The 20,584-nt window shown below is 72.8% G+C and carries 18 protein-coding genes; 5 read left to right on the top strand and 13 right to left on the bottom strand.

The features are described from left to right. The first annotated feature begins 137 nt into the window (after positions 1-137). The gene (gene wrbA, locus ACIBIW_RS32835; RefSeq protein WP_399341532.1) at positions 138-749 is read left to right on the top strand and encodes an NAD(P)H:quinone oxidoreductase; all 612 of its coding nucleotides are present in this window, start codon (positions 138-140) and stop codon (positions 747-749) included. Between the two features lie 165 nt (positions 750-914). Here wrbA and ACIBIW_RS32840 read toward each other — a convergent pair whose 3' ends face one another. Beyond that, on the bottom strand, positions 915-1,526 hold the full coding sequence (locus tag ACIBIW_RS32840; RefSeq protein ID WP_399341534.1) for a TetR/AcrR family transcriptional regulator: 612 nt from the start codon (positions 1,524-1,526) through the stop codon (positions 915-917). 104 nt (positions 1,527-1,630) lie between these two features. Between ACIBIW_RS32840 and ACIBIW_RS32845 the strand changes: the two genes are divergently transcribed. Then, complete coding sequence (locus ACIBIW_RS32845; RefSeq protein WP_399341535.1) at positions 1,631-2,881, top strand: MFS transporter; 1,251 nt, start codon at positions 1,631-1,633, stop codon at positions 2,879-2,881. Positions 2,882-2,983: 102 nt separating this feature from the next. On the opposite strand, the gene ACIBIW_RS32850 is transcribed toward ACIBIW_RS32845, so the two are convergent. The 9 genes from ACIBIW_RS32850 to ACIBIW_RS32890 form a co-directional block, all read right to left on the bottom strand. Continuing rightward, complete coding sequence (locus ACIBIW_RS32850) at positions 2,984-4,027, bottom strand: PDR/VanB family oxidoreductase (RefSeq protein WP_399341538.1); 1,044 nt, start codon at positions 4,025-4,027, stop codon at positions 2,984-2,986. Between the two features lie 88 nt (positions 4,028-4,115). Continuing rightward, positions 4,116-5,369 carry an ABC transporter ATP-binding protein gene (locus tag ACIBIW_RS32855; protein WP_399341539.1) on the bottom strand — a complete coding sequence of 418 codons (1,254 nt, stop codon included), beginning with the start codon at positions 5,367-5,369 and terminating at the stop codon, positions 4,116-4,118. An 83-nt stretch (positions 5,370-5,452) separates the two neighbouring features. After that, the gene (locus ACIBIW_RS32860) at positions 5,453-7,198 is read right to left on the bottom strand and encodes an ABC transporter permease (RefSeq protein WP_399341541.1); all 1,746 of its coding nucleotides are present in this window, start codon (positions 7,196-7,198) and stop codon (positions 5,453-5,455) included. After that, a complete protein-coding gene (locus ACIBIW_RS32865) occupies positions 7,195-8,301 on the bottom strand; it encodes an ABC transporter substrate-binding protein (RefSeq protein ID WP_399341543.1) in 1,107 nt (368 codons plus the stop codon). Before ACIBIW_RS32865 ends, ACIBIW_RS32860 begins: the two co-directional genes overlap by 4 nt. Before the next feature lie 82 nt (positions 8,302-8,383). Next, positions 8,384-9,511 carry a hypothetical protein gene (locus tag ACIBIW_RS32870; RefSeq protein ID WP_399341545.1) on the bottom strand — a complete coding sequence of 376 codons (1,128 nt, stop codon included), beginning with the start codon at positions 9,509-9,511 and terminating at the stop codon, positions 8,384-8,386. A gap of 119 nt (positions 9,512-9,630) precedes the next feature. Next, positions 9,631-10,626 (bottom strand): ABC transporter substrate-binding protein, encoded by a 996-nt coding sequence (locus ACIBIW_RS32875; protein ID WP_399341546.1) that lies wholly within the window; start codon positions 10,624-10,626, stop codon positions 9,631-9,633. Position 10,627: 1 nt separating this feature from the next. Beyond that, complete coding sequence (locus tag ACIBIW_RS32880) at positions 10,628-10,828, bottom strand: DUF4177 domain-containing protein (protein WP_399341548.1); 201 nt, start codon at positions 10,826-10,828, stop codon at positions 10,628-10,630. A 45-nt stretch (positions 10,829-10,873) separates the two neighbouring features. Beyond that, on the bottom strand, positions 10,874-12,157 hold the full coding sequence (locus ACIBIW_RS32885; RefSeq protein ID WP_399341549.1) for a Rieske 2Fe-2S domain-containing protein: 1,284 nt from the start codon (positions 12,155-12,157) through the stop codon (positions 10,874-10,876). 80 nt (positions 12,158-12,237) lie between these two features. Then, positions 12,238-13,434 (bottom strand): zinc-binding dehydrogenase, encoded by a 1,197-nt coding sequence (locus ACIBIW_RS32890; RefSeq protein ID WP_399341551.1) that lies wholly within the window; start codon positions 13,432-13,434, stop codon positions 12,238-12,240. Between the two features lie 288 nt (positions 13,435-13,722). Here ACIBIW_RS32890 and ACIBIW_RS32895 point away from each other — a divergent pair, with 288 nt between their 5' ends. The 3 genes from ACIBIW_RS32895 (at position 13,723) to ACIBIW_RS32905 (ending at position 15,563) form a co-directional block, all read left to right on the top strand. Further along, a complete protein-coding gene (locus tag ACIBIW_RS32895) occupies positions 13,723-14,430 on the top strand; it encodes an alpha/beta fold hydrolase (protein ID WP_399341553.1) in 708 nt (235 codons plus the stop codon). Between the two features lie 97 nt (positions 14,431-14,527). Then, entirely contained in the window at positions 14,528-14,866 is a 339-nt protein-coding gene (locus tag ACIBIW_RS32900) for a muconolactone Delta-isomerase (RefSeq protein WP_399341554.1), read from the top strand. Further along, positions 14,850-15,563 carry a GntR family transcriptional regulator gene (locus ACIBIW_RS32905; RefSeq protein ID WP_399341556.1) on the top strand — a complete coding sequence of 238 codons (714 nt, stop codon included), beginning with the start codon at positions 14,850-14,852 and terminating at the stop codon, positions 15,561-15,563. The genes ACIBIW_RS32900 and ACIBIW_RS32905 overlap by 17 nt, the downstream gene beginning before the upstream one ends. 34 nt (positions 15,564-15,597) lie before the next feature. On the opposite strand, the gene ACIBIW_RS32910 is transcribed toward ACIBIW_RS32905, so the two are convergent. From ACIBIW_RS32910 to ACIBIW_RS32920, 3 genes are all read right to left on the bottom strand, one after another. Next, a complete protein-coding gene (locus tag ACIBIW_RS32910) occupies positions 15,598-16,479 on the bottom strand; it encodes an NAD(P)-dependent oxidoreductase (RefSeq protein WP_399341559.1) in 882 nt (293 codons plus the stop codon). 82 nt (positions 16,480-16,561) lie between these two features. After that, complete coding sequence (locus tag ACIBIW_RS32915; RefSeq protein ID WP_399341561.1) at positions 16,562-18,775, bottom strand: acetate--CoA ligase family protein; 2,214 nt, start codon at positions 18,773-18,775, stop codon at positions 16,562-16,564. Further along, the gene (locus ACIBIW_RS32920) at positions 18,772-20,538 is read right to left on the bottom strand and encodes an ABC transporter permease (protein ID WP_399341563.1); all 1,767 of its coding nucleotides are present in this window, start codon (positions 20,536-20,538) and stop codon (positions 18,772-18,774) included. Before ACIBIW_RS32920 ends, ACIBIW_RS32915 begins: the two co-directional genes overlap by 4 nt. Between the last annotated feature and the right edge of the window lie 46 nt (positions 20,539-20,584).

Here is a 20,584-nt window from a genome sequence, read left to right on the forward strand (position 1 = left end):
TCCCTCGGTCACTGCGCCCCGTTCGGTCCGACGAGCCGCCCGTGACACGTCCGGGGCGGGCGCGGCGCCTCACATTTCGCGGGGCTGTCTCGTCGTACTGGGTGAAACACTATCCCGCTGACGAAGGAAGACAGCCGATGTCGGAATCCGTGAACGTCGCGATCGTCTACTACAGTTCCACGGGCACCGTGCACGCCCTGGCACGGGCGGCCGTCGAGGGTGCTGAGAAGGCCGGCGCGCAGGTGCGGCTCCGCAAGGTCGCGGAAACGGCTCCCGAGGCGGCGGTCAACTCCCGTGAGGAGTGGGCTCAGCACCTTCGGGACACCGCCGACGTGCCCCTGGCGAGCCTTGATGACCTCGACTGGGCCGACGTGGTGCTCTTCGGCGCCCCGACCCGTTTCGGCAACCCGGCCAGCCAGTTGCGCGCCTTCATCGAGACCACAGGGCCGCTGTGGGGCCAGGGCAAGCTTGAGGGCAAGGTGTACTCGGCCTTCACGTCCTCCGGCACCAAGCACGGCGGCCAGGAGGCGACCCTCCTGGCGCTGGCGAACACGTTCTACCACTGGGGCGGCATCATCGTGCCCCCCGGCTACACCGACCCGGTCATGAACCAGCTCGGCAACCCCTACGGCGTCTCCCACGTGGCCGGGGAGGGCGCTCCCGGTGAGGTGCCGTTGCAGGCGGCGCGCCACCAGGCACGCCGTGCCGTCGAGGTCGCGGCCGCGCTCAAGGCGGGCCGTTCCTCCTGATTTCCCGCTGACGCACGGGCGTTGGCCACGGCCCACCCATGGCCACGCCCGCCGGTTCCCGCCGCCCGGCGGAGAGTCCGCCGCGGCCGGAACCGGTGCCCGGCAGTCGGGAGAGACGAGGCAGGGCGCAGGTGCGGGAGCCGGGCCCAGGCGTGGGAACCCGGCTCAGGCGTGGGAGCCGGGATGCACGTCCTCCGCCCGGTCCCGGTCGGACGGGCGGGGGTGGGCGTCGACGATCGCATGGACCGTTCTCGCGACGAGCCGGCGGTCCAGGGGGCGGTCGCCGAAGACCCGGTGCATGGGCCAGCCCTCGATGAGCACGTCGAGCGCGTGCGAGACCCCGGGGGCGAAGTGGAGGGCCAGGCTCTCGTGGCTCCGCCGGAGCCAGGTCCGTGTGGTCTCCGCCACGCGCGCATGGTGGTTGGCGTAGGCGTACATCTCGAAGATCAGTGTCATCTCGCGGGGTGCGGCGTAGGCGGGGCCGCAGATCAGTTCCACCACGGCCGCCTCGGCCTCGGCTTCCGTCGAGGCCCTTCGCAGGGTCGCGCGGTAGAGGTGCGACATCGTGTCGGCCAGGCGCGCGAAAGCCTGCGCGAGCAGGTCGTCGAGGCCGTCGAAGTAGTACGTCACCGAGCCCAGCGGCACATCGGCCCGCGCGGCGATCTTGCGGTGGGTGGTGCCGTGCACCCCGGACTCCGCGACCACGTCGAGAGCGGCGTCCAGAATCCGCTCCCTTCTGCCGGGGTCGTTGGGGATCTCGCGCCGAGTGCCGTTCACCCTCCCCAATCTGCCATGGCCCTCGACCCGCGGGGTGTGTACGCCCGTACAAAAAGTGCGTACGGTTGTGCGCACTCACGTCGACGTCCCTGGAGCCCCCGCCGATGACCACCACGCACGCCGCCCTGGTGCGGCGCAGGAGCGCCGTCTTCGCGTTGTTCTTCGCGCCGGGGCTGACCATCTCGTCCTGGGTGACCCGCACCCCTGACGTGCGCGACCTGCTCGACGCGTCCACCGCGCAGATGGGTCTTGTGCTCTTCGGCCTCTCGGCCGGTTCGATGACCGGGATCGTGTGTTCCGGGGCCCTGGTGAAGCGGTGGGGAACCAGGGCCGTCATCGCCGTCGGCACGGGCGCGGTGGCGGTCGGTGCCGCGGTCATCGGGGTCGGCGCCGCCGCCGGAGCCGCCGTGCTCGTCGCGCTGGGCCTCGGCGTCTTCGGGCTCGGCACCGGGGGCGGTGAGGTCGCCCTCAACGTGGAGGGCGCCGAGGTGGAGCGCCTCATCGGGCGTTCCACCCTCCCGGCCATGCACGGCTTCTTCAGCCTCGGCACGGTGGTCGGCGCCGTCTGCGGCATGGCCCTCACCGCCGTCGGCTTCTCCGTGCCGGTCCATCTGCTGGTGGTCGCCCTCGTGGTCGTGGCCATGCTGCTGCGCTTCCTGCGCGCCCTCCCGGCGGGCGACACCGGACAGCGGGCGGAGGCCGGGCCAGGGGAGGCCGCCCGGTCCGGCGCCTCGGTGTGGCGGGAGCCGCGGCTGATCCTGATCGGGTGCGTGATCCTGGCGCTGGCGCTGGCCGAGGGCACCGCCAACGACTGGCTGCCCCTGGTGATGGTGGACGGGCACGGCTTCGACGCCGCCCTCGGCTCCGCCGTCTACGCGGTGTTCGCCGCCTCCATGACGCTGGGCCGGTTCGTCGGCGGCCGGTTCGTCGACCGCTTCGGGCGGGCCGTGGCGCTGTGTGCGAGCGCCCTGGTGGGCGCGGCGGGGCTGGCTCTCGTGATCTTCGTCGACCAGCAGGCGGTCGCGGCGGGCGCCGCGGTCCTGTGGGGGCTCGGCGCATCCCTCGGCTTTCCCGTGGCGCTCTCCGCGGCGGCCGACTCGGGTCCGAACCCGGCGGCCCGGGTCTCCCTCGCCGCGACCCTGGGCTATGTGGCCTTCCTCGTGGGGCCGCCCTCGCTCGGCTTCCTCGGGGACCGCTTCGGGCTGCGGCACGCCCTCGTCCTGGTACTGGTCCTCGTGGCGGCGGCCGCGTTCGCCACCCCGGCGGCGCGCTCCGCGGACCGGCCCCTGCCGAGCAGGCTCGTGACCGCGGCGGACGACCGCCGCCCCGGGCGGCGGGACTCGCACCGGCACTGAGAGGGAGCCCCCGGGGAGGGTCCTGGCCAACCCGGGGGCTCCCCGTCCAAGGGGGCTCCCCCGCCGAAGGGAGCCCCCGGTCCGGGGGGGGGAGGCGGCGGCTCAGATGTCGACGACCAGCTCCTCGGTGCGGGCGCGGCTGCAGCACAGGGTCACCGCGGTGTTGGCGCGCTGCTGGGCCGGGGACTGGAAGACGTCCCGGTGGTCGGGGACGCCCGCGAGGACCTTGGTCAGACAGGTGCCGCAGACCCCGGTCTCGCAGGAGGTGCGCACCTGGACGCCGTGGTCGCGCAGGGTCTCCGCGACGGTGCGGTCCGCGGCCACCGTGGCGGTGACCCCGCTGCGGGCGGCGACGACCGTGAAGGGGGTGCCGGTGAGGTCGACGTCGTTGGCGAAGTTCTCCTCGTGGACCCGCTCCTCCGGCGTCCCCGCGCGCCGCGCCGCGTCCTCGACGTGGTCCATGAAGCCGCGCGGCCCGCACACGTACACGTGCGCGCCCTCGCCCGCGGCGCGTACCGCCGCCACCGCGTCGAAGTCCGCGGCGGAGGCCGGGTCGTCGTCGGTGTACGTGTGCAGCCTGCCGGGGCCCGCGAGGTCGCGCAGCTCCTGGGCGAACGCCAGCCTGCCGCGGTCCCTGGCCCGGTAGTGGATCTCGAACGAGCGCCCGTGGGCGGCGAGTTCGCGGGCCATCGCGAGCAGCGGGGTGACGCCGATGCCGCCGGCGAACAGCACGGTGTGCGGGGCGTCCGCCGCCAGCGGAAAGTTGTTCTTGGGCGGGGACATCAGCAGGTGCAGGCCCTCGCGTATCCGGGTGTGGACATGGCGGGAGCCGCCCCGTGACTCGTCGACGCGCAGGATGGCGACCCGGTAGCGGGAGGTGTCGTCCGGGTCGCCGCACAGCGAGTACTGGCGCACCTGCCCGTTGCCGAGGTGCAGGTCCACATGGCTGCCCGGGGTGTAGGGCGGCAGCGGAGCGCCGTCGATCCTGGCCAGTTCAAGAGCGACGACCCCGTCCGCGACCCGGCGCCGCGCGGCCACCACGACTTCGAGCGGCCTGGCGTCCTCGTCAAGACCCGCGAGCCCGTCGGGGCGTGCGGGGCCGCGGGCCCCGGCCGTCTCGCCGGTGGTGTGGGTGTCGACGGTCACTGTGCACCTCATTCCCGGGCTGAGCCCGTCTTGCCGTGTGCGGCGCGTTGTTTCCGGGCGCCGTGTGCTTCGGATTCCGTGGGCCGGTTCAGGAGGCGGCGGCCGGCTGCGCCCGGGTGCCGGCCCCTGGTCCGCCCGCGGCGGCGTCGGTGTCCAGGTCGCCGTCGGCGGCCGCGGCGTCCTCGGGGTCCCGCGGGTCCTCAGGGACGAGCCGCACCCGTGCCGCGGGGATCGCCAGCCGTACGCCGGTGCCGTCGGTGAGGGCGCGGTGGCGCTCCGCGTGGCACTCGACGGTGAGGTCGCCGACCTTCACATGGTGGCGGACCCGTTCGCCCTCGAAGGCGGTGGCGGTGATGACCCCTTCGAAGGTGTTGTCCGCCCGGCCCTCGTCGGGGCCGTCGGCCGCGGTGACCACGAAGTCCTCGGGGCGCATCAGCACCCGTACCCGGGCGCCGCGTTCGAGTGCGCAGCGGTCGACGGCGATGGCGCCCGCGGTGGAGGAGACGCGGGCCGAGCCGCCCGCGGTGTGCTCGACGACGCCGGGCAGCAGGTTGGGGGCGCCGACGAAGCGGGCGACGAACAGCGAACTCGGCTGGTCGTAGATCTCCTGCGGGGCCGCGCTCTGCTGGATGCTGCCCGCCGACATCACGGTGACCACGTCGGACAGCGCCAGCGCCTCCGACTGGTCGTGGGTGACGTACACCATGGTGACGCCGGTCTCCCGCTGGAGCCGCTTCAGTTCGAAGCGCATGGACTCGCGCAGCCGGGCGTCCAGGTTGGAGAGCGGCTCGTCGAGGAGGACCAGCGCGGGGCGTGTGACCAGGGCGCGGGCGACGGCGAGGCGCTGCTGCTGGCCGCCGGAGAGGTTGGTGGCGGGGCGGCCCGCGTAGTCGGAGAGGCCGACCGCGGCCAGTGCCTCCTCGACGCGGGCGCGCTGCTCGGGGCGGGACAGCTTGGGGCCGCCGCGTCCCGGCCTGCGCACGGTGAGCGGGAACGCCACGTTCTTGAAGACGTCCATGTGCGGCCAGATCGCGTACGACTGGAACACCATGCCGAGGTCGCGGCGGTCAGGGGAGACATCGATGCCCTCGGCGGAGGAGAACATGGTGGTGCCGGAGAGGGTGATGGTGCCGGTGTCGGGGCGTTCGAGCCCGGCGATGGAGCGCAGCAGGGTGGTCTTGCCGCAGCCCGAGGGGCCGAGCAGGGTGTGGAACTGGCCCCGGCCGACCTCCAGGTCGATGCCGCGCAGCGCGGGGCCCGCGGCGGGCCTGCCGCCGCCCTTCTTCGCCCCGCGCCCGCCCTGGGGTGTGTAGTTCTTGGTGACCTTCGCAATCGACAGCACGGCTGCCTCCCGTCAAAGACGCGTGATCTGGGGGACGTACGAGAGTGGGGGGTGAGTGGGGCCCGCCCCGGTGGCGGTCCTGGTCACTGGAGGCGCACCCCCCTGCGTCCGCCGATGAGGGTGGCGAGGCCGACGAAGACGCAGAGCACCAGCACCATCAGCACCCCGATGGCGGCGACCGAGGAGAGCCCGCCGTCCTGGTACTCCTCCCAGACCAGCACGGACACGGTCTCCTTGCCCGGGCTGTAGAGCAGGATGGTGCTCTGGAGTTCGCGGAAGCCCACGATGAGGACGTAGATGAAGCCGGCCACCATGCCGGGGCTGGTGAGCGGGAGCAGGATGCGCCGGATGGTGGTGCCCCAGCCCGCGCCCGACACGTACGCCGACTCCTCCAGCTCCGAGGAGATCGACCGCATCGCGGAGGACGCGTAGCGCATGCCGTACGGCAGGAAGCGGGTGAGGTAGGCGATCAGGATGATCCACAGGGTGGCGTAGATCGGCAGCCGTACGTGCAGGTAGACGAAGCTGATGGCGAGGCCGAGCACGAGTCCCGGCACGATCACGGGGGAGAACGCGAGGGTGTCGAGCAGACCGCGGCCGCGGCTGCGGGTGCGCACCACGAACCAGGAGGTGAGGGCGGAGAGCACCATCACACCCGCCGCGGCGCCCACCGACACGAGGACGGTGTTCTTGAACGCGTTGACGACGGTCGGATCGTTAATGATCTTGGTGTAGTTGTCGAGGGACATGTGCGAGAAGGCGTGCGCGCCGGGTGTCTCGTAGAACGGCAGCAGCGAGGCGTACAGCAGGATCGCCAGCGGCAGCACCACGACCATCAGGAAGTACAGGACGATGAACGCCCCGGCCCACGGCCGCCCCTTGCCGAGCCGTGCCCTGCGGGGGCGGAACGCCTTGCCCGACACGGTGGCGGACTGCTTGAGGGAGCCGCCCGCGCGGTTGACGAGGACCACCCCGAGGGAGGCGACCACCAGGAGCAGCACGCCGAGCGCGCCGACCGCGTGGAAGTCGATGGGGTAGGTCTGGAACAGCTCGTAGATCTGGCTGGTGACCACGTTGATGTTGGCGGGCAGGCCGAGCAGCGCGGGGATCTCGAAGACCTCAAGGCTCTGCACGAACAGGATGAGGCCCGCACTGGCCAGGGCCGGCTTCACCAGCGGCACGGTGACCCGCAGCAGCACGCTCCAGCGCCCGGCGCCCGAGGTGCGGGCGGCCTCTTCGAGGGAGGGGTCGCTGTTGCGGAAGGCGGCGGTCATGAAGAGGAACGCGATGGGTGCCACGTGCAGGCCCTGCACCCACACCATGCCGCCCATGCTGTACACGTCGAAGGGGCGGGCGCCGAAGAGGCGGTCGGTGATCTCGTTGAAGAGGCCGATGTCGTTGCTGGTGAGGAAGACCCAGGCGGGGGCGTAGAGGATGCTCGGCACGATCAGCGGGACCACGGAGGACGCCTGCACGAGCCGCCCGAAGGGGGCGTCGGTGCGCACCGCGAGGTAGGCGAGCACGGAGCCGAGCACCAGGCCGAGCGCGGCGGAACCCACCGAGAACAGCAGGGTGTTGCCGAGGGTGGCGCCCATGCCGCTCTCCGAGAAGGCGCGGCTGAACCCGGCGAGGGAGAAGCCCTTGCCGTCGTCCGTGAAGGCGTCCCGCAGCAGGTACACGAGCGGCGCGCCGACCAGGTAGATCACCGCGATCCCGGTGGCGGCGAGCACGAGGGTGCGGGGCCTGGGCGTCCGGAGCGCGGGGAGGCGGCGGGCGGGGCGCGTGGGCGGTTCCACGGCGCTGCCGCGCCTGGCTTCGACGATGGTCATGACGCTCCCTTGGGGAGGACGGGCCCCTTGCCGGAGAGCAGGTTCTCGTAGGCTTTCGACCAGGCGGGTCCCGACTTCAGCAGGGTCCGCCAGTCCTCGACGACCTCGTCGTCCTTGGACAGTGGCGCCTTGTAGTGGGCGATGGCCGAGGGGTTGGTGGGTATGCCGCTGATGTTGTCGATCAGGGGCTGGGCGTCGGTGAGGTAGAAGTCCGACCAGAGGGTGGCGGCTGCGGGGTGCTCGGCGCCGCGCATCGGCACGGCGCCCAGGACCTGGAGGTTGACCGGGCCCACGGCGGGCCGGTAGTCGACGGCGCCCGGGTCCTGCCCGGTGACGTAGTGCAGGAAGTCGGTGACGAACACCGCGTACTCGCCGGACTTCAGCAGGTCGTGCGAGGTGAGGTGGCCGTTGACGGGGCGGGCGTTGGCGGCGATCTTCTTCATCATGGTGGTGAAGTCGGCGTCGCTCATGCCGTGGTCGTGGTAGTAGCGGTAGACGCTGAGGTACCAGTTGTCGTCGTTCTGCTCCAGCGCCAGCTTGCCCTTCCAGCGCGGGTCCGTGAGGTCGTCGAGGGAGTCAGGCGCGTTCGCCTTCGTCACGTGGCGGCTGTTGTGGACGGGCAGGGTGGCGATGAAGTAGGCGCCCGTCATGAACGGCAGCTTCGCGCGCGGGTCGATGCCGGGCACGTCGGGCTTGTAGGCGCCGAGCAAGTGCTTCTGGTGGAGGATCGCCATCTCGATGTCGCTGGTCTCGACGACGTCGTTGAGGGGGCGGCCCGCGTCGGCCTCCTGGAGGATGCGCTGGCGCAGGGTCTCGGTGGTGGCCCGGTAGACGGAGACGGTGATGCCGTACTTCTTCTCGAAGGCGGGCGCCACGACGTCGGACACCGCGTCGCTCGTGGTGTAGACGATCACGCTGCCCTCCTTCTTCGCCTCCTCCACGAGCCGGTCGTGCCTGCTCTTCCCGGACATCGCGTCGTACTTGGCGTACGCGGCGGAGTTGTCGATGGGGTCGAGCGAGGAGGGGCGTCCGCACGACGCCACGAGGGCGGTGGCGGCCGCCACGGCCAGCAGCGCGGTCAGGCGCCTGCGCGCACGGCCCACGGGGTTGCTCCTTCGTCCGGTCACGCCCGGTCGGCTCGTCCCGGCCGTCCTGGGCGTGCCGGTGTCGCGGCTCCCCACGGCGTCAGCCCGCCGCGGACAGTTCGTTCTTCACGACCTGCCAGGCGGAGAGCGCCAGCAGGGGGTGCGCGCCCAGCTCGACCAACTGGTCGAAGCCGTCGGCGGCGAGGGCCGCGCGCTCCTGTTCGCCGAGCCCGCTGGCGGCGATGGTGGCGTCGCGGTCGTGCGCGAAGGCCCTGCGGGCGTCCTCCTGGGTGATGATCGTGCGCAGGAAGCGGTTCAGCGGCAGGCTGCTGGGCTCGGGGAAGCGGTAGTAGACGTAGTCGTCCTGGGTGAACTCGTGGCCCCCGTACCGCGGCAGGCGCTCCGCCTCGGGCTGCTCGGCGGCCTTGGGGAGTTCGGGGACGAACTGGATGACGCCGTGGCCGTGGTGGGACAGCTCCTGGTAGGAGAGCAGGGAGCCGGGGAGTTCGCCGCCCGTCATGCCGAGCAGGACGCACCAGGTGACGAGTTCGCTCTCGCCGACCTCGTCGAGGTTGACGGGGGTGAGGCCGATCAGGTCCTCGTAGCGGCCCGCGGCGGTCTCCTGGATGAGCCAGCGGTCGAAGGCGAAGTTGGGGGCGGTGTAGCGGGCGGTGCCGGGGAAGTGGGACATGCCGCCGCTGGCGATCACCGCGATCCGCTCGGGCCTGTCGGCGAGCGCCCTGGCGATGGCCTGGCCGAGCGCGTAGCAGCGGCGGGGGCTGGGGATGGGCGGCAGGTAGGTGTTGACGAGCAGCGGGATGACGGGCACCTCGCTGTCGCCGAGTATGTGCTCGAAGGGGGTGAGGAAGGCGTGGCCAAGCTCGGCGTCCTGCGAGTAGGTGAGGTCGAAGTCCTGGGCGATGACGCCCTTCAGGAGGTCCTTGGCGAGGGAGGTGTGGATGGTCTTGCGCCGGCGCCACTTGGTGTAGGCGGCCTCGCACTCCTCGGAGAGGACGAGGGTGAAGGCGGGCACCGCCTCCAGCCAGAAGGTCTCCAGGTGGTCGATGCCGATGACGAGGACCGCGTCGGGGCGCGCCTCCTCCACCACCCTGCCGAAGGCGTGCAGGGCGTCGGTGCTGTTGTCGAGCTTGTCCACCTCTTCGTACGGGGGCCTGCTGAGCAGTTGCGGCGCGTGCACGGCGGCAGCCGCGGCGACGATCTCGGCCATCTCGGCTCTCCTCTTCTTCGAGGTCGGTTCTGGCTTACGGGGCTGTCCTGCGGGGGGTGGCGGGGCCGCGCCCGTCGGTCACACGGGGGCGGTCCCCCGCTGTGGTGCGGCGGGCGGTGTCACAGGGCGTGGGTGCGGTCGGCGAACAGCTCCCCCGGGTCGACGAGCCGCTGGGTGAGGCCCTGGTCGTGGGCGTAGCGGCAGAGGGTGGCGAGCATGTCCCGCTGCCCCGCGACCCCGCTCGGCCAGGGGTCGGTGGCCGCCAGGTCGCGCCGGGTGTCGGCGGCGCCCGGCAGGACGGGGGTCCAGGGCGCGAGGGCCGCGGCGGCGCGCTCGGCGACGAGCCGCTTGGCGCGTTCGAAGGCGGCGTAGAGGTTGAGCGCCAGCCAGGGGTGCGCGTCGGCGAGTTCGGCGCGGATGACGACGCAGTGGGTGGCGTGCCGGAAGCCCGCGGTGCGCAGGTAGCGTGCGGTCTCGGCGGCGGGGTCGAACAGCCTGCGCACCCGGGTGCCGAGGGTGGCGCGTCCGGGCGAGCGGTCGATCAGGTTGCCGTCGGACAGGTAGAGCAGGGAGGCGTCGAGTTCGCCGGCGGCGAGCAGCGAGCCGATGCTCTCGCTCGGCGGGATCTGCTCGATCCGCACCCCCTCGGGCGGGGTGAACCCGGTGCCCGCGGCGTGGCTGGTGTCGCCGCCGCGCTCCATGTGCCAGGCGATGCCCGCCGGGTCCACCCCGTGCTCGTCGGCGAGGACGCCCCGGCTCCACACCGCGGAGGTCTGCTGGTACTCGGGCACGCCCACCCGCCGTCCCGCGAGGTCGGCCGGGCTCTCGATCCCGGCGTCCGTGCGGACGATGATGTCGGTGTGGCAGAGGTGGCGGGTGGTGAACACCGGCAGGCCCACCCAGTCCCGTTCGCCCTTGGCGACGGCCTGGAGCAGCGAGGCGAGGGACATCTCGGAGATGTCGAAGTCGCCGAAGTGCAATTGCCGCCAGAACATCTCGGAGGGGTGCAGCGCGGTGGCGGCCCACTCGACGCCCTCGGCGGTGGTCTCCCCGTCGAGGAGGGGGCGGGTGAGCGGTCCCGGGTTCAGCGCCAGGGACACCTGGAGCGCGGGCATGTCAGGGCCTCTCGCGGTCGGACTCGCGGTCGAAGAGGACCAGGAAGTAGCCGGTGGTGGACGAGTTGTAGATGATGGGGCGGGTGTCGCGGTAGGTCCAGCCGTCCGCGGCGGCGTCGTTGAGCGCCTTCTCCATGTCGGCGCCGACCGCCTCGGGCGTCCTGCCGGTCGCCCGCACGTCGACGACCTTGTACTCCAGCATGTGTCTCTCCTGCCGTGGTGCATGTTCGCGGGGGTGGGCCGGGCCTCAGAAGCGGGCGAGGCGGAGGTCCTTGGACATCTCGCGCCAGTCCGCTCCGTCGGCGTCATCCCGCATCAGCAGGTCGCCCGCCCTCACATGGCGGTGGTCGACGGGTGAGCTGCCGCGGGGGGCGCGGCCTTCCGCGACGTCGTCGGTGGCTTCGAGCAGCAGCCTGCGAGCGGTGGAGATGGCTAGGTCGGTGCTGCCGAGGGCCTCGCGGCTGCGGTCGGTGATGCGGCCCATGCCGGTCTGGATGGCGAAGTCCTGGGTGTTGATGCCCTCGATGCCGGTGAAGGTCCGGGTGCGCTGGACCTCGCGGTCGATGAGGAAGTCGTTCTCGGGGGTGCGCTTGAGCCAGTGGGTGCCCTCGATGAAGTGCTGGGGGCCGCGCCCGAGTTCGTCCTCGTGGTGCGCGAACCAGACCGGGTCCATGGGCTGGGCGGGGTCGGCGGAGTAGGCGAAGTTGAAGATGGCGGTGTTGACGTCGTCGATGGGCACCCAGATGTGCCCGTGCAGCGCGGGGTAGTCGGCCGGCTCGCCCTGCCAGGTGATGAGGTCGCCGCGGAACTGCATGAACGGCATCGCGAACTGGTAGGTGCGCAGATAGATCCGGCCGCCGCCGACGCGCCGCAGGCTGGCATAGGTGAAGCCGTGGTCATGGACGTCGACGTCGAGCCTGGGGTGGGTGTCGAGGGCGCGGAGGTGGGAGGTGTTGCTGAGGTCGTTGTTGTGGGCGAAGGAGGAGTGCGCGGTGTCGATGCCGCCCTCGATGGCCTGGAGGAAGTTGCAGGGCTCGTTGCTCTGCGAGACGCCGAGGTGGGTGGCGGGGGCGCGCAGCCACTCGTAGTCGGGCGGCTCGGGCATCTTGTCGACCGGGCCCATATAGGTCCAGACGATGCCGCCGGCCTCGTGCACGGGGTACGAGAGGGTGCCCACCCGGAAGCGGAACTGCGACTCGGGCGGCTCGGAGGGCGCGTCGACGCAGTTGCCGTGCACGTCGAACTTCCAGCCGTGGTAGACGCAGCGCAGTCCGCACTCCTCGTTGCGGCCGAAGAAGAGCGGTGCGCGGCGGTGCGGGCAGTGGGCGTCGAGGATGCCGACGTCGCCCGCGGAGTCGCGGAAGGCCACGAGGTCCTCGCCGAGCAGCCTGACCCGTACCGGCGGGCTGTCGGGCTCGGCGATGTCGCGGGAGAGGAGCGCCGGTATCCAGTAGCGGCGGAAGACCTCGCCCATCGGTGTGCCCGCGCCGACGCGGGTGAGCCGTTCGTTCATCTCGGTCGTGATGCGCATGGTGGTCCCCTTCTCCCGGGGCGCCGTCGACGTGTGGTTCCGGAAGGCCCGAGGGTTTTGGGTCGGCTTGTGTCTTGCGGTCAGGCGGTGGTGTCCTGCCACGGCAGGACGGTGGCGTGGATGACGTCCTTCTCGCCCTCGCCCGCGGTGGCGAGGATCGCCTCGTGTACGCGGTCGAGGCCGACGGCGAGGCTCGACATCTCCTCGATGGGGTAGCGCCCCGACGCCATCAGCGCGAGGGCGTGCTCCACGGCCTCGTAGCTGTGCCCGCGCACCCCGCGCACGGTCAGGTACTTGCGGGACAGCCGCCCGAAGTCGACGCCGTCGAGCGGGGCGGGGGCAGTGACGGCGCTGACGAGGGTGCCGCGCTTGCGGGCCATGGCGATGGCCTGGTTGACGACGGCTGCGGTGCCCGCGGCGGTGTCGATGACGATGTCGGCGAGGGCGCCGCCGGTGATCCTGGCGACCTCCTCGACGGGGTCGGTGTCGTCGGCGACGACGGTGTGGGTGGCGCCGAGGCGGCGTGCCACCCCGAGCCTGTGGGCGTCCCTGCGCAGTCCCACGACGACGATCACGGGCGCCCCGGCGGCGTGCGCGCCGAGGACGCAGCCGAGGCCCTGCTGTCCGGGACCGATGATGACGACGGTCTTGCCGGGTCCCGCGCCGCCCTCGCGGAAGGCCCACTCGTATCCGTTGGCGATCGGCAGGGACATCGCGGCGTGGTGGTCGGGGACGCCGTCGGGCACCGGGTGCAGCACGGTGCGCTCGTGCAGCGCGAGGTACTGGGAGAAGCCGCCCCACAGCCCGGATCCCCTGGTCAGGGCGGTGGTGCCGTAGCGCAGCGCGTCCGGGTCGTAGGAGGGGTCGGAGCTGAGGCAGAGGCGGAACTCGGAGGTGCGGCAGAAGCGGCAGTGCCCGCAGGGCAGGTACTCCTCGACGGCCACCCGGTCGCCGACCCTGACGCCCCAGCGGCGCGCGGCGACCTCCCCGAGCGCCACGATCCGGCCCACGTTCTCGTGCCCCATGATCCGCTCGGGCAGGCCCTGCCTGCCGTACGCGACCACGTCGGAGCCGCACACCCCGGCCGCGTCCACCCGCAGCAGCCCCTCCGCCGCGCCGACCCGCGGCACGGGCAGGGTGCGCAGCTCCGTGGTGCGGGGCCCGGTGGTGACGGCGGCTTGGGCGGTGGCGGGCGCTGGTGCGGTGGCGGTGCCTTTCGAGGGTGCTGACCTGCCGGGCGGGTCGGAGACGGGGGTGGAAAGGGCGGACGGCTTCATCGGCGCGTGATCTCCACTGGCGTGCGCTGGCGAGCGCGACGTGAACGGCGCCGCATCGGGGGCGGCGCGGGCCGACTCCAGGACCGGAGCCGACCTCGGGCACGCTAATCGTTCACAATTTTGTCGTCAAGGAAAAGTGCGCGAGGAACTTCTGGGAAATTTTCCGACCAAATAGTCCGTATTTGTGCAGTTTTACGACGCCAAGACGGCCTGGACAACCGTCAACATGATTGGCAAAAATGTTGGCACAACATCGTTGATGATCGCCGTGGACGCGGCAGGGGAGAGATGGGGAGCACTGTGAACTACGTGTTGCTGTCGGGCGCCTGGCACGGCGGCTGGTGCTGGGACCGGGTCGCCCCCCTGCTGCGCGCGGCGGGCCACCGGGTGCACACCCCGACGCTGACGGGAGTCAGCGACCGCGCCCACACCCTGCACCCCGGCGTCGGCCTCTCCACCCATGTCGAGGACGTGGTGCGGCTCCTCGACGCCTACGACCTGACCGGGGTGCGCCTCGTCGGGCACAGCTACGCGGGCCAGGTGGTCGCGGGCGTCGCCCAGCGCCGCCCGGAACGGCTCGCGATGCGGGTGCACCTGGACGCGTTCGTCCCCGAGGACGGCGAGGCCGCCATCGACATGCTCCCCGACACGGTCGCCCACCACTACCGGGAGTCGGTGCGCGACGCCGGCTTCGACTGGCTGATACCGCCGCGCTCGCTCACCACCCTCGGTGTCACCGAGCCCGCCGACGTCGACTGGCTGACCCCGCGCCTGACCCCGCACCCCTGGCGCACGTACACCGAGCCGGTGCGCGCGGGCGCCGAGGCCGCGTCCGTACCGGCGCGCTACCTCGACTGCACCGACTGGCTCGCGGTGTTCGCGCCGCACGCGGAGCGTGCCCGCAAGCTCGGCTGGGACGTACGGGCCCTCGCCACGGGACACGAGGCGATGGTGACCGCGCCGGAGGACCTGGCGGAACTGCTCCTCGCGGACTGACACCCCCGCGCCAGAACCGCACCGCCGCGGCCGCCCGCAGGGCACTGCCGCGCGCGTCCGAGACACCCCGATAGCGAGGACCCCCATGGAATGGCTGGTGCACACGCACAACCGGCTGCCCGCGGACACACCCGCAGCGGAGCGCGAACGGCTGCGCGTCGCCGAGCGCGAGCGCGCGATGGAGCTGCGCGCCCAGGGGGTGCTCAGGAAGCTCTGGCGCACGCCCGGCAGCGCGGGCACGGTCGCCCTGTACGAATGCCGGGACGCGACGCACCTGCACGAGGCACTGGCGTCGCTGCCGATGTTCCCCTGGCTTAAGGTGAGCGTCGAGCCGTTGGCCGCGCATCCGCAGGAAGTTCAGGCGGCGAAGGCGCTCTCCGCGGCGCGCGGCACGTCCCACGATCCGAGCGGAGGGCACGATGAACAGCCGGTCTGAGCAGGACAAGTCCTCCGTCGACCTGGTCGACCGGGTGCGCCTGGCGATCGCGCACGGCGAACTCCTGCCGGGACAGCACCTGGTGGAGAACGACCTCGCCGCGATGTTCGACGTCTCCCGTGGCGCCGTGCGCTCCGCGCTCGTGGTGCTGGACGCGGACGGGCTGATCACCCGCTCCCCCAACCGGGGCGCCCGGGTGCGGCCCATCTCGCTCGCCGAGGCCGTCGAGATCACCGAACTGCGCGCGGTCATCGAGGGCATGTGCGCCGCGAAGGCCGCGCAGCGCGCCACCGCGAGCGAGCGCGCGGAGCTGCGCCGGGTGGAGGACGCGATGCGGGCCGCCGTGCAGGCGGGCAACGCGCCCGAGTACGGCAGGCTAAGCGAGGCCGTGCACGAGACGATCCGTCAGATCGCGGGCCAGGCAACGGCCATCGACATGCTCGACCGGCTGCGCTACCGCAGCGTGCGCTACCAGTTCAGCGTGGCCCGCCTGCCGGGCCGGGCGGGCCAGGGCGCCGAGGAGCACTCGGCGGTCGTACGGGCCGTGGTCGCGGGCAAGCCCGACGAGGCGGAGCACGAGATGCGCACCCACCTCCAGAGCGTCATCGGCGCCCTGTACGACCTCCAGTCCCAGGGCGCCCTGTACACCATCCCGGCCGCGGCCCGCCCGTCGGCGGCGCCCACGCCGCACCCCTGACCCCGGGCGCCACGCCCTCCGAGGGGCCGCCCGGCTACCGGGACTCCCCCGGCCCCGGCTCCTCCCCCCGCTCCCCCGGCTCCCCTGACTCCCGCGGCTCCGCGAGCAGTTCGTGCATCGCGGCGACCGTGACGCCGTCCATCAGCCGGCGGGACAGGGTGGCGACGGGGAGGGTGTGGCCGGTGGCGGCCGCGAGGGACGTGGCGATCTCGATGTCCTTGACGTACCAGGTGAACCGCATCTGCTCCATCTCGCGCAGGGTGCGGCTGTCGGTGGGGCCCTCCTGGAGCGCGCGGCGCAGCGCGTGCGGCTCCACGCCCAGGCCCTGGGCCATGCGCAGCGCCTCGTCGATGGCGACGATCTGGGCCCAGTGGATGAGGTTGTTGGCGGACTTGGCGACCTGTCCCGCGCCGACGTCGCCGAGCACGTGGTAGTTCTTGGCGAACGCGCCGAAAACCTCGCCCGCCCGGTCGGCGACCTCCCTGGGACCGCCCACGAGCAGGTTGATCTCGCCGTTCTCCGCGCCCCGCACACCGCCGGTCAGCGCCGCGTCGATGACGTGGACGCCCAACCGGGCGCCCTTCGCGGCGAGTTCGCGGCAGGTCTCGGGGCGCACCGAGGCGCTGATGACGACGATCATGTCCCGGTGGCCGTGTTCGAGCAGGCCGCCGGGGCCCGCGACCACGCCGACGACGTCGTCGTCGGTGGGCACGATCACGATCACCACGTCGGAGGTGGCGACCTCGGCGAGCCCGTCCACCATCCGCACGCCCCGCGCACCGGCGTCGGGCGACAGGTCGTAGGCGACGGTGTCGAAACCGGCGCGGGCCACGAACTCCGCGATGGGGCGGCCCATCGCGCCGAGTCCGACATGGCCGACCGTGGTGGTGGGCCTGGCCGTGTTCGTTGCAGTCATCGGGTTGGTTCCCCTTCGCTCTCGTGAGCCCTGGTGCCGGGCCCGGCCTCGGTGTCCTGAGTGGGTACGCCGGTGGGCGCCCTCACGCGTCCCGTTCCCCGGCCGCTCCGGGGGCCCCGGGTGGCCGGGTCCGCAGGACGGCGGCGTCGACCGCGTGGGCGCCGGTGCCCTCGGGGCCGACCACGACGGGGTTGAGGTCGACGCCGCCGAGGACGGCCGCGTCGCGCACCACCGCCTCGCTGAAGGCGGCGACCAGGTCGGCGAGCGCGTCGGTGTCGGCGCGGGGGCGGCCCCTGGCGCCGTCGAGCACCGGCCACACCCGCAGCCCGCGCAGCAGTTCGCGTACCCGCCCGGGGGTGAGCGGCGGCAGGTCCCAGGCCACGTCCCCCAGGGTCTCGGCGTGGATGCCCCCGGCGCCCACCATGACGACGGGGCCCCAGGTGGGGTCGGGCACGGCGCCGACGATGATCTCGACGCCCTCGCCCGCCATCCGCTGCACCTCGAACCCGACGCGCTCCGGGGCGAGTCCGGTGGCGGCGGCCACGCTCGCTGCCATGGCCCCCGCCGCCGCCTCGACGGCCGCACGGTCGGCGAGGCCGAGCGCGACACCGCCCGCCTCCGACTTGTGGACGAGCCCCGGCGCCACCGCCTTCAGCACGGCGGGGAAACCAAGGTCGGCCGCCGCCCGCCCGGCCTCCTCGGGGGTGGCGGCGAGCGCGCTGGGGATGTAAGCGATCCCGGCCGCGCGCAGCCAGTCGCGGGCCTCTCCGGCGGTGAGCGGCACCGCCTCGCGCTCGTCGCCCCCGGCGAGTTCGGGCACCGCGCCGGGCGGCAGGGGGGTCCTGGGGCGGTCGGCGAGCCAGTGGGTGAGCCGGCCGAGGCCGCGCAGCGCGTTGCGGTAGCTGAGCACGAAGGGCACCCCGAGCGAGGCGAAGTACCGCCACCAGGCGAGGTCGAGGTGCTCGTAGGCGCGGGTGAGGACGAGCAGGCCCTTGCCCGCCCCGCGGGTGACCTCGGCGACGTCCGCGTACAGCTTCTCCAGGGCGGGGGTGGGGTGTTCGCCGAGGTTGAGGCGGACGGCGAGTACGTCGACGCTGTCGTCGGCGCACACCGCGCGCAGCGCGGCCCAGAACACCTCGGGGCGTGTGGTGCGGGTGTTCTGGAGGTCCATCGGGTTGCCGATCATGGACTCCTTGCCGAGGCCCGCCCGCACCGACGCCAGGGTGTCCGGGGCGAGTTCGGCCGGGGTGACGCCCTCCTGGGCGGCGATGTCGCAGATCAGGCTCGTCTCGCCGCCGGAGATGGTGGCGAACGCGAGGCCGAGGCGGCCGGTGTCGAGAGCGCGCGGCGGCAGCGCGGTGGCGAGGCCGCCGAAGAGCGTCAGGGTCTCCACGAGGTCGTCCAGGTCGCCCACGGTGCACACCCCGAGCCGGTCGAACAGCGCCTGCCAGCCACGCTCAGGGCCCGCCATGCGCCCGGTGTGGGCGACGGCGTTGCGGCGGCCGAGGTCGGAGACGCCGATCTTCAGCATCACCACGGGCTTGCCCGCGTCCCTGGCCCTGGCGAGCGCGGCGGCGAGGGCGCGGGGGCGGTCGGTGCTCTCCATCACCAGGCCGAGGACGGTGGCGTCGGGGTCGGCGGCGAAGTGGTCGACGAGTTCGGGCATGCCGATGGTCTCGGCGTTGCCGACGGACACACAGGCCCTGATGCCGAGCAGCCGCCTGGACGCCATCGTCATCAGCAGGTTGAGCATGCCGCTCGACTGGGCGAGGACGACGGTGCCGCCGGGGGTGAGCGGCGCGGGCAGCGCCCCCGCGCACCACATCCCGGCGCCGGTGGCGGGCACCACGTACCCCAGGGTGTTGGGCCCGAGCAGCGCGATGCCCGCCTCGCGCGCGACGTCCCCGAGCGCCCGCTGCCGCGCCAGGCCCGCCGGGCTCTCCTCCGCGTAGCCGTCGGCGATGACGAGCGCGGCGCCGCTGCCCGCGCGGGCCGCCGCGCGCAGCATGTCCTGCGCGCCACCGCGGCCGATGAGGAGCGCGGTGGCGTCGGGCGGTGCGGGCAGGGAGCCGAGGTCGGGGTGGCAGGGCAGCCCCGCGACGGTGTCGTGGCGGGGGTTGACCGGGAGGATCGCGGAGTCGGCGAAGCCGTGCTGTCTGAGGTTGGCGATGATGCTGCGGGCGTAGTGCCGCTCGTCGGAGGCGCCGACGAGCGCCACGGTCCGCGGCGCCAGCAGCTTGCCGATGTCGTACGGGGCGTGGTGGGCGGCCGGGGTGTCGGGTGCGGTGGTGCTCACGGTTGTCCGACCTCCTTGGTGAGCTGGCTCGCGCCGCGGCGGAAGCCGACGAGGCGGAACGCGAGGGCACCGACGACGAGGCTGACCGCCATGATGAAGGTGCCGAGCGCGCTGACCACCGTCAGGTCGCCGTTGACGAGCGCGTCCAGCAGTTTCGTGGACAGCAGCGGGGTGGCCGCGGTGATCACGAGGGCCGCGACGGCCAGCTCCCGGAAGGCATTGAAGAACACGAAGAGTCCGGTGCCGAGGGCCGAGGGCGCCACCAGCGGCAGCAGGATTCTGCGGACCACCCCGGTCTCGGAGGCGCCCGCGATCCGGCCCGCCTCCTCAAGTTCGGTGGAGATGCCGACGATCGCGGGCCGCATGGTGCGCATGCCGTACGGCAGGTAGAGCGCGACGAACGCGAGGACGATCGCCCAGAGCGTGCCGAAGAGGGGGATCGGCGAGAACAGGTAGAACAGCAGGATCGCGAAGCCGAACACCACGCCGGGCACCACCAGGGGGGCGTTGGCGAGCAGGTTCACCAGCCGCGCGGGGCGGCTGCCGGAACGGGCCGCGACCCACCCGGCGAGCAGGGTCAGCACCACCGTGACGACCGAGGTGCCCGCGGCCACGACCAGGGTGTCGGCGACGGCGCGGGTGAAGCCGTTGGAGCTCCATAGCGAGCTGTAGTTGTCGAGGGTGAGGTTGTGCAGGGAGAGGGGGCCGGTCAGGTTGCGCTCGAAGGAGGAGTAGAGCAGGTAGCAGGTCGGCAGCAGGTAGCAGACCAGCAGGACCGCGTTGAGCAGCAGCGGCAGATAGCGGACGGCCGGGCGCGTCCTGTGCGGCCGGGGCGCGGTGGCCCGGCCCGTCACCACCGCGTACTTGCGGGCGTCCCTGGTCAGCCGGTTCTCCAGGGAGACGAGGACCAGCAGCGCGACGACGAGGATGGTGCCGTAGGAGGCGGCGCCCGAGTAGTCGGGCAGCAGGGAGCCGTGCAGGGTCTCGTACAGCCGGGCGGTGAAGATGTCGGCCTTGGCGGGGACGCCGAGGAGTACGGGCACCTCGAACGCCTGGATGGAGCGGATGACCACCAGCAGGGTGGCGCTGGCGAGGGTGGGCAGCAGCAGCGGCGCGGTGATGCGCCGCAGCACGGCCAGATCGCGGGCCCCGTGCACGGCGCCGGCCTCTTCGAGCGAGGAGTCGAACGCCTGCATGGGGCCGATCATCAGGAAGAAGACGAGGGGGATGGTGAGCAGGCTCTCCACGAAGACCATGCCGGGCATGGACTCGACGCTGATGCCGACGTGGACGCCGAGCCAGTCGCTGAGCACGGTGTCGCCCTGCCCGTGGCCGTTGCCGAACAGCAGCACCCAGCCGACGACGTTGACGATGCCGGGCACCGCGAGCCCGAGGAAGCCGACGACGTACGCGAGGCCGCGCAGCGGGGCGTCGGTGCGGGCGGCCGACCAGGCGAGCGCGGTGCCGACCACCAGGGACACCACGGTGGTACCGGCCGCGAACACCAGGGTGTCGGCGGTGGCGGAGCCGAGCCCGGCGCCCGCGATGCTCCGGTAGCCGGCGAGGCCGAAGGCGCCGTCGAGCGAGGTGCCGTCGACGAAGCTCTTCCACACCATGACGACGAGCGGCGGCAGCACCAGGTAGCCGAGGACGAGCAGCAGTGCCAGGTTGAGCAGGTTGCGGGGCCTGGCGAGCGCGGCGAGACGCCCGAGCACGGCCTGCCCCGCCCCCGCCCCCGACGGGGCGGCCTGCGCACGTGCCATGGGAACCTCCTGATGGGCTCGGTGTGCTGGTGGGCGCGGTTGGTGG

Source organism: Streptomyces sp. NPDC050560 (genome assembly GCF_044457285.1).
In the GTDB taxonomy this organism is placed as follows: Bacteria; Actinomycetota; Actinomycetes; order Streptomycetales; family Streptomycetaceae; genus Streptomyces.

Bases quoted from the DNA above. Each gene is read 5' to 3' on its own strand.
- ACIBIW_RS32845 (WP_399341535.1), top strand. From the start codon at position 1,631: ATGACCACCACGCACGCCGCCCTGGTGCGGCGCAGGAGCGCCGTCTTC.
- ACIBIW_RS32905 (WP_399341556.1), top strand. From the start codon at position 14,850: ATGAACAGCCGGTCTGAGCAGGACAAGTCCTCCGTCGACCTGGTCGAC.
- ACIBIW_RS32870 (WP_399341545.1), bottom strand. From the start codon at position 9,511: ATGGCCGAGATCGTCGCCGCGGCTGCCGCCGTGCACGCGCCGCAACTG.
- ACIBIW_RS32875 (WP_399341546.1), bottom strand. From the start codon at position 10,626: ATGCCCGCGCTCCAGGTGTCCCTGGCGCTGAACCCGGGACCGCTCACC.
- ACIBIW_RS32895 (WP_399341553.1), top strand. From the start codon at position 13,723: ATGGGGAGCACTGTGAACTACGTGTTGCTGTCGGGCGCCTGGCACGGC.
- ACIBIW_RS32920 (WP_399341563.1), bottom strand. From the start codon at position 20,538: ATGGCACGTGCGCAGGCCGCCCCGTCGGGGGCGGGGGCGGGGCAGGCC.
- ACIBIW_RS32885 (WP_399341549.1), bottom strand. From the start codon at position 12,157: ATGCGCATCACGACCGAGATGAACGAACGGCTCACCCGCGTCGGCGCG.
- ACIBIW_RS32910 (WP_399341559.1), bottom strand. From the start codon at position 16,479: ATGACTGCAACGAACACGGCCAGGCCCACCACCACGGTCGGCCATGTC.
- ACIBIW_RS32890 (WP_399341551.1), bottom strand. From the start codon at position 13,434: ATGAAGCCGTCCGCCCTTTCCACCCCCGTCTCCGACCCGCCCGGCAGG.
- wrbA (WP_399341532.1), top strand. From the start codon at position 138: ATGTCGGAATCCGTGAACGTCGCGATCGTCTACTACAGTTCCACGGGC.
- ACIBIW_RS32860 (WP_399341541.1), bottom strand. From the start codon at position 7,198: ATGACCATCGTCGAAGCCAGGCGCGGCAGCGCCGTGGAACCGCCCACG.
- ACIBIW_RS32880 (WP_399341548.1), bottom strand. From the start codon at position 10,828: ATGCTGGAGTACAAGGTCGTCGACGTGCGGGCGACCGGCAGGACGCCC.